This is a genomic window from Myroides sp. C6-3 (genome assembly GCF_050522425.1).
In the GTDB taxonomy this organism is placed as follows: domain Bacteria; phylum Bacteroidota; class Bacteroidia; order Flavobacteriales; family Flavobacteriaceae; genus Flavobacterium.
In genome coordinates this window covers 38271-48229 of sequence record NZ_JBMVQP010000029.1, presented here as the reverse complement: position 1 = coordinate 48229, position 9959 = coordinate 38271, and the positions used below count along the sequence as shown (strand labels likewise).

11 protein-coding genes are annotated in these 9959 nt (G+C 35.6%); 5 read left to right on the top strand and 6 right to left on the bottom strand.

Annotated features, from left to right (window positions below; all coding sequences use genetic code 11):
- Positions 1-47: 47 nt before the first annotated feature.
- A complete protein-coding gene (locus ACPDG9_RS12295; protein WP_430528040.1) occupies positions 48-755 on the bottom strand; it encodes a hypothetical protein in 708 nt (235 codons plus the stop codon).
- Positions 756-1026: 271 nt separating this feature from the next.
- Here ACPDG9_RS12295 and ACPDG9_RS12290 point away from each other — a divergent pair, with 271 nt between their 5' ends.
- On the top strand, positions 1027-1743 hold the full coding sequence (locus tag ACPDG9_RS12290; RefSeq protein ID WP_430528039.1) for a CPBP family glutamic-type intramembrane protease: 717 nt from the start codon (positions 1027-1029) through the stop codon (positions 1741-1743).
- An 80-nt stretch (positions 1744-1823) separates the two neighbouring features.
- Positions 1824-2282: a GNAT family N-acetyltransferase gene (locus ACPDG9_RS12285; protein WP_430528038.1), complete on the top strand. Its 459-nt coding sequence runs from the start codon at positions 1824-1826 to the stop codon at positions 2280-2282.
- 90 nt (positions 2283-2372) lie between these two features.
- Here the strand turns inward: ACPDG9_RS12285 and ACPDG9_RS12280 are convergent, their stop codons facing one another.
- Positions 2373-3788, bottom strand: coding sequence for an MATE family efflux transporter (locus ACPDG9_RS12280; RefSeq protein WP_430528037.1), 1416 nt, complete (start codon positions 3786-3788; stop codon positions 2373-2375).
- A 104-nt stretch (positions 3789-3892) separates the two neighbouring features.
- Here ACPDG9_RS12280 and ACPDG9_RS12275 point away from each other — a divergent pair, with 104 nt between their 5' ends.
- Entirely contained in the window at positions 3893-4594 is a 702-nt protein-coding gene (locus tag ACPDG9_RS12275; protein ID WP_430528041.1) for a pseudouridine synthase, read from the top strand.
- A gap of 41 nt (positions 4595-4635) precedes the next feature.
- On the opposite strand, the gene ACPDG9_RS12270 is transcribed toward ACPDG9_RS12275, so the two are convergent.
- From ACPDG9_RS12270 to ACPDG9_RS12260, 3 genes are all read right to left on the bottom strand, one after another.
- Complete coding sequence (locus ACPDG9_RS12270; RefSeq protein WP_430528036.1) at positions 4636-5508, bottom strand: nucleoside phosphorylase; 873 nt, start codon at positions 5506-5508, stop codon at positions 4636-4638.
- An 11-nt stretch (positions 5509-5519) separates the two neighbouring features.
- On the bottom strand, positions 5520-5867 hold the full coding sequence (locus ACPDG9_RS12265; RefSeq protein ID WP_430528035.1) for a translation initiation factor: 348 nt from the start codon (positions 5865-5867) through the stop codon (positions 5520-5522).
- Between the two features lie 316 nt (positions 5868-6183).
- Complete coding sequence (locus ACPDG9_RS12260) at positions 6184-7131, bottom strand: isopenicillin N synthase family dioxygenase (RefSeq protein ID WP_430528034.1); 948 nt, start codon at positions 7129-7131, stop codon at positions 6184-6186.
- 307 nt (positions 7132-7438) lie between these two features.
- Here ACPDG9_RS12260 and ACPDG9_RS12255 point away from each other — a divergent pair, with 307 nt between their 5' ends.
- On the top strand, positions 7439-7675 hold the full coding sequence (locus ACPDG9_RS12255; protein ID WP_430528033.1) for a hypothetical protein: 237 nt from the start codon (positions 7439-7441) through the stop codon (positions 7673-7675).
- Positions 7676-7860: 185 nt separating this feature from the next.
- Here the strand turns inward: ACPDG9_RS12255 and ACPDG9_RS12250 are convergent, their stop codons facing one another.
- Entirely contained in the window at positions 7861-8733 is an 873-nt protein-coding gene (locus ACPDG9_RS12250) for a LytTR family DNA-binding domain-containing protein (protein WP_430528032.1), read from the bottom strand.
- A 266-nt stretch (positions 8734-8999) separates the two neighbouring features.
- On the opposite strand from ACPDG9_RS12250, the gene ACPDG9_RS12245 reads away from it, so the two are divergent.
- On the top strand, positions 9000-9953 hold the full coding sequence (locus ACPDG9_RS12245) for a cytochrome P460 family protein (RefSeq protein WP_430528031.1): 954 nt from the start codon (positions 9000-9002) through the stop codon (positions 9951-9953).
- The last annotated feature ends 6 nt before the right edge of the window (positions 9954-9959 follow it).

The window sequence follows — 9959 nt, the reverse complement described above, 5'->3', positions numbered from 1 at the left end:
CAATCAACGAATTTAATCAAATAATAAATAGTAATAAAGCTGCTTAACTAATTGTCCAGATTTCGTTTGGATATCCATGATAAATCTTCTCTAAAATAATTGAGTACATTTTCTTTCAGTATAATGTTCAATACAGGTTCACCAGTATTACCATAAGCGGAATGCCCATAGGGAATAATTTCAATCGATTCAATGTTTTTAGGGTCGATATTTTCTATTTTTCCAATCGTTTTTTTTCCATTAACAATTAGCGTTACCTCTCTTCCTTTGTAGTTTATTTTTTCTCCCTTTATAAAAAATAAGGGGATGTTTTCTATTACTTGAAACACGGTAGGATTTTCTCCTAAAAGCTGCTTATTAATTTTGTATGTAATACGACCGGCATCGTTTTTTGCAGGGGAAACATAAATGAACAATTCTGATAAGGTTTGATTGTCTTGCTCTAGAATTAAACTAGGGTTTTCATTTAATTCTTCCCAACTATACTGTTTACCGATATATTTTTCTTTAAAAAAAAAGAAACTAGATCCATTCGTTCCACGAAGAACTACTTCACCTTGTGGGTTGGTTTTTACTTCTTCTGTAGTAGAAACATTAAAGCAGACTACTTCTTCAATAGGGAGATAAGATGAATCGTAAATCTTTATTTTTAGTTCTTTTGTTTGAGCTGCTATTGCTATGCTATAAAAAATAAAAAACAACAAGAAAACCTCATTCCTCTTGATTATTACATTAGGGCTGTTTTTGTTTCTCATAGCGTAAAATTCATTTCGTTGATGATCATTTGTTGTGATACAGATATGAATTTAACACACAAATCCTCTACTAAAAAACAAGACTCTAAAACTTAACAAAAAAGGACTAAAGTGATCAAAATAAGTTAATTAAATATTCAAATAAATTTGTTGAAAATAAAAGAGTTAGGAGAGGTTTGTACCATGATGATATAGGAGTAAAGCACAACTTACAGCTGTTGTTTTACCGTTGATATTTATTTTAGTACCTTGAGCACAAATAAGAATACGCATGTCTACACGTGAATTGTTGATTGATTTTTTGTCTTTTCTAAAGAAACCACAAATACAAACTACCAAAAATAATAAGCAAAGCGCTTTTCGCTTAACCTTCCAGTTATGGCTTTGTCTCTTTGTATTCATCATTTTTGGAGGGGCTTTTTTAGATTCCCTTGTGGATATTCCCATGCACGGTCGCTTTGAAGAAGTTATGGAGCAAATTGGCATTTGGGGATTTGTTGCATTTGCCGTGATCGTAGGTCCTTTTCTAGAAGAAATAGCCTTTCGATTAGCTCTGCGTTTTCGCTTGAGAAATGCCATTGTTGGGATGATTGCCTTTGTTGCCTATATGACACAAGTAGCGTCTCAATTCACTGAAAAAATTAGCGACAATGTAACCTTGTACCTTTATGTTTTTTCTAGTTTATTCATGGTGATCTTTCTCGTACTTTGCTTTAAATACCGCTCTAGTGTTGCAAATTGGTGGTCATTGAATTTTCCCTTGATCTTTTATATTTCCTCTTTGTCATTTGCACTTATTCATATCTTTAATTTTGAAGAATTCCCTCTGCGTGTAATTTTACTTACCCCTTTAATTATCTTGCCACAGTTTATATTGGGATTGGGTATGGGCTATTTGCGCATGCGCTTTGGTTTTTGGTACGGTTACTTCTTTCACGCACTAAACAACGGCTTTGCAGTTAGTGTTTATGTAATGATGATGTATTAAACAGGGCCTTTAGAAATCTAAACCAGACATGGTATAGAAATAGGTATATTTTTTTACTTTTGTTCTAAATACACGAAGTTATGAATAGCATCCATTGGCACACCAAAGCATTTGAAGAATTGACCATAGATGAATTGTACGATATCATGCAATTGCGTACCAATATTTTTGTAGTAGAACAAAATTGTCCTTATCCAGAATTAGATGGAAAAGACAAAAATTGTTTGCACGTATTTGCAACACAAGGTGGTAAAGTAGTTGCTTATGCTCGAATTGTTCCCCCTGGCTTGAGTTATAAGGAAATTTCAATTGGCCGAGTTGTCGTGCATGCAGCACATAGAAAAGATGGCTTAGGACGAATTTTAATTGATTTGACTCTTGAAAAAATTGAGGAAGAATTTGGTATGCAACCCATTCAAATTGGCGCTCAAACGTATCTAAAGAAATTTTACGGCTCTTTTGGGTTTGAACCTGCGTCTGAAGAATATTTAGAAGATGGTATACCCCATGTAGATATGATTAGAAAAGGTAACAGTTAATTTTTTTGTTCGTTGTTTGTTGTTTGAAAGAAGACACATTTATTATAGCAAAATCTACTGTCAACCGTAAACTGTCAACTGTTAACCATTTTACACCTGTTTCAGCTTCCATTTTCCTCTTCTAAAAGCAAAAAAAGCTAAAACAGCAATAAGCGTTTCTGCTGCTGGAATAGCGATAAATACACCTTCAGCTCCCCAGTTGAAATAGTAGACTAGGGCATAGGCGAGTGGAATTTGGAACAACCAAAATCCAACAAAATTCAGTATAGAAGGAGTTAATGTGTCACCAGCACCATTAAAAGCATTCATTAAGGTCATGCCCACGCCATAAAAGATAAATCCACTAGCACCAATATACATGGATAGAATAGCCACTGCTTTAATGTCTTCCTGTGTCGTGAAAATTGACGCTAGGTAATTCGCCATCGTAAAGAAGATGATTGTTACGGCGAGCATATAGATCACGTTGTACTTGAGTGTGATCATTACGGATTGTGCAGCTCGCTGTGGATCTTTATTTCCCAAGTGTTGTCCTACGAGTGTAGAAGCGGCATTACTCAATCCCCAGGCTGGTAAAATAAAGAAGACCATCAATCGAAGACAAGTTAAGAAGCCAGAGGAACCAATTTCTCCGCTGCTTTGTGCAACAATACGAGCGAGAATTACCCAACTACAAGTAGAAATCATGTATTGCACCATACCGGGAATAGCAATCTTTAAAATATGCCATACCTTGTCTATTTGTATTTTGAAGTAGTGCCATTTCAGTTGAATAAGCGAATCCTTTCGAGTTAAGTAGTAAATCTGATATAAAACACCAACGCTTCGTCCTATAGCCGTGGAATAAGCAGCACCGTCTAATCCCATTTCAGGGAATATCCACCAGCCACGTACGAGGATGGGGCAGAGGATGATGTTGAAAATATTGCCAACCCATAAACTTTTCATGGCAATTGCAGCATTTCCTGCACCTCTAAAAATACCATTAATCAAGAAGAGCATCATAATGGATACACAACTAACCAATAAAATACGCGTATAACCATACCCATATTCGGCTGATTCTTCTGATGCGCCCATCCAAATCAACCAGTCTTTGGCGTAAATAAAGCCAAGTACGCTCAAGATAACGGTGATGAACGTTGCAATAGAAATGGCTTGTGCAGCATTAATTGATGCTTGTTCTTTGTCTTTTTCTCCAATACGACGCGCAACAATAGCAGTTGCAGCCATGCTGATTCCGATACAAATGGCGTATATTATCGATAGCAAAGACTCTGTAAGCCCTACGGTTTGTATGGCAAAAGCACTTTCTTTTAAGTGTCCAACAAAATACAAATCCACTAAAGCAAAAACCGACTCCATTAGCATTTCAAACATCATAGGGATCGCCAATAGCAGTACGGCCCTGTTGGTGGGGATTTTTGTTAAATCGAGGTTTTCATTCGAAAAGGATTGTTTAATCAGTGCTAAAACACCCGTTTTAGTTTGTACTTGAGTCGTCATATAGCGGTAAAAAAAGTAAGCAAATGTAGTATTTATTTAAAAAAAAAGAACGATAAATTATACCAATGGTTTTAGTAGTAGTGCAGATGAAGTATCTTTGTGGCATGTTAGAAATTTTGTATCAGGACGAGTATTTAGTTGCTATTAATAAACCCAGAGATTTACTGGTACACAAGTCTTTTATAGCGAGTGATATTCAGGAGTATGCCATTCAGATTTTACGCGATCAGATTGGACAATATGTTTATCCTGTACACCGTTTGGATCGCAAAACATCGGGTGTATTGTTGTTTGCATTGAATAAAGAAGTTTTAAAACAACTCAATGCTATTTTTGCCACAAGACAAGTAGAGAAAAAGTACATTGCTATTGTGCGAGGATATGCTGCGGAGGAGGAAACGATTGATTATGCATTGACGAATGACAGTGGACAAGTACAAGAGGCAAAAACGTATTATAAAACACTCCAACGCGTTGAGGTAGATATTCCATTTGGTAAGCATGAAACCTCGCGTTATTCGCTGGTTGAAGCCTATCCCGAAACAGGAAGACAACACCAATTGCGCAAGCATTTTAAACATATTTTTCATCCCATTTTGGGAAGTAGACCTCATGGTTGTAACAAGCAAAATAAGTTGTGGTTGGATCGATTTGGGCTAACCGCGATGTTGTTACATGCTGTAGAACTTACTTTTGAACATCCTGTTACACAAGAACAGATTCACCTAAGTGCAACCTTAGATGAACAATATGAAAAATATAATGTGCATTTGGGGTTCGATCTCCAGGGGTATTATAAAAAATAAAAGCTCAGCTAGGCTGAGCTTTTTAGTATAAAGAAGCGATCTTATATTTCGCTTAGCTTGTCTAAAGTATAAAGAATCAGTTGGTCCACTGCTGCGTACGGATCTTCAGAAAAAGTTCCATTCGCGCGATTGGCGATGATGGTATTCAATGAAACAGCCTGGTGTCCTAACAGTTTTGCTAAACCGTAAATGGCAGAAGTTTCCATTTCAAAATTGGTAATACGGTAGTCGTTAAACTTGAAATTGTCAATTTTGTGATTCAATGCTGGATCTTGAATTGCTAGGCGCAACACACGACCTTGTGGTCCATAGAATCCACCTGCAGTTCCCGTAATACCCTTAAAGGTTTGATCACTGCTCAATTTTTCTTCTAACCAAGGGCTATTTTGAATGAAATAAGGGCGTCCTTTTCTCAAATCCCATTGTGTATGAGCAATGAAGGCCTCTTCCATCGCATAATCGGTAATATCATCAATAAGATACGAACGCATCATATTGTCTAAACCCAACCCATATTGAGATAGAACAAAGCTGTTTACCGGAATGTCTGCCTGTAGAGAGCCTGAAGTACCAATACGAACAATATTGACAGACGTCAATTCTTTTTTAATTTCTCTTGTTTCTAGATTAATATTAAATAAAGCATCAATTTCGTTGACAACGATATCGATATTATCAGGACCAATTCCCGTAGAAATTACGGAAAAACGCTTGCCCTTATAAGTGCCTGTATGCGTTTTGAATTCTCTTTTTTGCGTTGAAAATTCAATCGAATCAAAATGTCTTGAAATGCGATCTACGCGATTCTGATCTCCTACGAAGATGATATTCTCCGCTAGGTGTTCAGGTCTTAAATTCAAATGGTAAACACTACCATCAGGATTTAAAATGAGTTCGGATGATTTTATTTTCATAGTTTTTATTATTAACCGCCTACACGTTTTACTTTGTAGCCTTTTTTCTGTAAATACTCCATGATTTTATCGCGAAAATTACCTTGAATGATAATTTCACCCTCTTTAGCGCTTCCTCCAACTCCACAAAGTGTCTTTAAGTCTTTGGCCAAAGCTTTTAAATCATCGTCGTTTCCTTCAAAACCTTTAATAATGGTGGCGATTTTTCCGCCTCTATTTTTTCTGTCTAAATGAGCTTCCAATCGTTGTTCATTCGGAGATAGTGTATCCATTACTTCTTCTTGACTGAATTCAAAGTCCTTGTTTGTTGAAAAAACAAAACCACCTAAGTCTTCTAAACTGCTGATTTTCTTTGCCATTATTCTATTTTGGATTTTTGGATTTAAATTGTACGGGTTTAACTCAAAGATACGGATTTCCTTGTTGAGTTGAAAGAATATTTAATAGAGAGAGGAGAGAGGAAAAGGGTGAGAGTGGAAAGAAGATAGAGGAGAGAGGTATTCTCTCACCGAGTTAATATGTCTCTCACTAGACTTATATTCTATTCCGGTATTCGATGAATATATCTCACCTATTTTATATTTATTATAATATTCGATGAATCTTCACTGCGTTTCGATTTACGCAGTGCTACAATTTCCTCTCTCTTCTCTCCCTTTTCCTCTCACCAAAAAACTATTTAATTAATCCCAATTCAACTAAACGTTGGTGTAAGAATTCACCTGCTGTGATATCGTCAAATTTCTTAGGATTTGCTTCGTCAATGCAATTGTCTAAGCAATTTAGTGGCATTTCACTTATCGGGTGCATAAAGAAAGGAATAGAATAACGCGACGTACTCCATAGTTCTCTAGGCGGGTTAACCACTTGGTGGATGGTTGATTTTAATCGGTTGTTGGAATGTCTAGATAACATATCTCCAACATTGATTACTAGTTCATCCTCCGCAGCAATGGCGTCAATCCATTCTCCTTTGTGATTTTGAACTTGTAATCCTTTACCTTGTGCTCCCATTAGTAAGGTAATCAAGTTGATATCCCCGTGAGCAGCGGCGCGAACTGCATTTTTAGGTTCATCCGTAATAGGAGGGTAGTGGATAGGTCTTAGAATACTGTTTCCGTTTTTGACAAATTTATCGAAGTAAAATTCATCAAGTCCCAAGTAGATTGCCAATGCACGTAAAACGTAAACTCCTGTTTTTTCTAACATTTGATACGTCTCTTTTCCAATGGGATTAAATTGAGGCAATTCCTCAACGAAAACGTTAGCCGGATAGCTCTTTTCCAATTCAGGGTTGTCTTCGACGTATTGTCCAAAGTGGAAAAACTCTTTTAGATCCCCTTCAGAACGACCTTTGGCGTGTTCTTTACCAAAGGATACATATCCCCTTTGGCCACCAATGCCTGGGATTTCGTATTTTTCTTTGGTCTCTAAAGGAAGGTTGAAAAAATTGCGAACTTCTGTATACAGATTCTCAACAAGTTGATCGTCTAAGAAGTGTCCTTTTAATGCTACGAATCCAATTTCTTCGTAGGCTTGGCCGATTTCATTTACAAACTTTTGTTTACGTACCGGGTCATCCGATAGGAAATCACGTAAGTTAACACTAGGAATGTTTTGCATCTTCTAAGTTGTTAGTTGCTCTTACTGTTTTATAGGAAACAAAAGTAGGTAAAATAGCTTATAGTAGAGAAGAATAACATTTATTTAATATAGTACAACAAATGAAAAATAAGAAACATTCTTTTCTATAAAAATGAACAATTTTTATTTTTTGAACATATATCGTTAATAAAATTGAATTAAACTTCACAAGCGTTCCTTTTTTACTATGTTTTTAGTTGACATTAAACAAGTATTTTTAATGTAAAATATGAATTGTCTGTTTTTTTTTTTAAATTTCGATAGAAATAAATAAAAAATAAGAGATATGAAATTACCAATTGTATTAAAACCAAGTGAATTTGTGGTCCTAGTGACAGTAGATATAGATCCAAAATATGAGTTAAAAGAAATGGATCCATTTTATGCTAGTTTACCTAAAAGCTTCAAACCTATTTTTCAAAAAACGGACAATTCAACGATTCGCGTTTATTGTATTAGCAATAACGAAGAGGATTTGATGTTCTGTTTACGTCAAACGGGCTATAAAACAACACTGCTGTAAAGCTGTTGTTCTCTTTCTTTCCCAATCCTTACATTAAACTGTCTCAGTTTGGTTTCTTTTTTAAGTCTGAACAGTTTTGTAGTATAAAAAAGGATGAAAATAGGGTATTTGAGAAGTAGATCACTGAACCGCTTGGTTGCGAAAGTAATTTTATAAAAATACAGGTTTACAGAAAATGTAACTCCTTATTGATCAAGCCATTTTTTAAATTCTGATACTTTGTTTTTACTAATAATAATAGGGTCAGTACATTTAGGCTTTGTTTCTATTCGCAATTGATTACGACCATATACCCAAATGTTTTCAATAGCATTGATATTGATTATATATTGACGATTTGCTCTAAAAAAACAATCGTTGTCCAATTCTTTCATTAAATCATCTAAGCTGGTATTTAAATTGTATGCTTCATTCTGAGTAGTGCATACAGAAATAGTGTGTTGGACAAGAGCTATATACGCTATACAAGTGGTATCAATCGTTATAATTTCATCTTTTACATAGGAAATCAATCGTTTTTTTACTTTATCCGGACTTTTAGCGGGGATTGTTTGTGGGGGACCTACACTGAGCTTGTAGACTTTTGTGTATAGATCTGCTATTTTTATATTGACTTCTTCTTCATATTTTTGATACATGCGTTGGCTCACTCCAAAGCTAAGTGCCACAATAGTAGCTGTTAAGAGTACTGCTTCTAACCCCAAAAGAAGGTTTAAGTGCTCTAGATGCAGTTGCACATTTTCTGTATGGGGTGGACGCACTAGTCTCTCTTCTAATCTTTCTGTGTTGTAGGCACACAAAAAATTAAGCGTTGTATTGGTATGGGGAATTCCATTCTCCATTTTTTTAGTACTCCTTTGTAGCGGAATACCTGCTTGAAACTGCGTATTTTGGACTGGGACTAAACTTTGTACCTCTCTTTGTTTTACTTCTAGTTTTTGCTTCAAACAGGCTTGACGGATTGCTGCGTAATGGAAGCTGAGATGCACGCTAGCGCATGCTAAAGTAATAAGTGCAAGGACAGTAAATAAGACGATATAGTTTTTTGTTTTTTTCATTGTTGAAATTGAAGGGACTAAAATATTAATTCCACTATTCAGGCAATTCTTATAAGGTGTTTTTATGAGTTTTTTGTGTTTTGATGCAATTTTATGTTTGTTTTTTAAAAAAGTTGGATTGTCTGTTTTTGTGAATCGCGTGCGTTTCCCTTTTAAAGGTTGTTCTTCCCTTTTAGCTGCTTTTTCTTCCCTTTTAGCTATTAGATCAATCTGCGATCAGTGTGTTCGAAGTAATTTTGACTGTGTATAAATGAATAATTAAAATAATGAAAAAAGTGAGTTTAGGGCTGCTTATATTGGCTGTTTGTATCGGTTTTATCCAATTGATCAAGCCTCAAGAGCTAGAATATAAAGCGATTAATGACTTAACAGGACTGCCCAAGGAAGTGAATGCTATTATTAGAAATTCTTGTTTTGATTGCCATTCTAAAGCGACAAATTTGCGATGGTACGATAAATTCACACCTGTTAATTTTCTTGTTGATGAACATGTACGCAAAGGACGAGCAGTATTGGATTTTTCAACATGGGATTCACTGTCAACAGTAGAGCAAAATGGTAAACTCTACTATGCACTGAATAAAATTTTAGCAAAAGAAATGCCGTTGTTATCCTATACCGCTATACATAGGGAGGCAAAATTATCAGAAGAAGATCTTTTGGTTTTTAAAAAGTATCTTTTGACAAGAACACCGAGAAAACAGTTCGATAACACCCAAATGAGTCAAGTCGATAAGCAGTTTTCGGATCTTTTTTCTCAAAACAATGGAGCATTGAAAAATGCAGTAAGTCCCGTGGCTAATGGTATAGCCTATATTCCAGATTATCAAAATTGGAGTGCAATCAGTATTACAGATCGCTTTGACAATGGAACAATGCGCATAATTTACGGAAATGATATTGTGGTTGAAGCGATTAAGAAAGGTACGGTAAATCCATGGCCAGACGGCGCTATTCTGGCTAAAGCTGGTTGGAAACAAATGACCAATCCCGATGGTACTATTTCTACAGGAGAATTTGCACAGGTGGAATTTATGATTAAAGACGCCAAAAAATATGCCCAAACAGCGGGTTGGGGTTGGGCTCGTTGGAAAGGTATTGAATTGAAACCTTATGGACAAAATGAATCCTTTACAAGAGAGTGTATTTCTTGCCATACTCCAGTCAAAGAAATGGACTATACTTTCACCAAGCCGATATTTTTAACCAATTTATTTTAAATACAT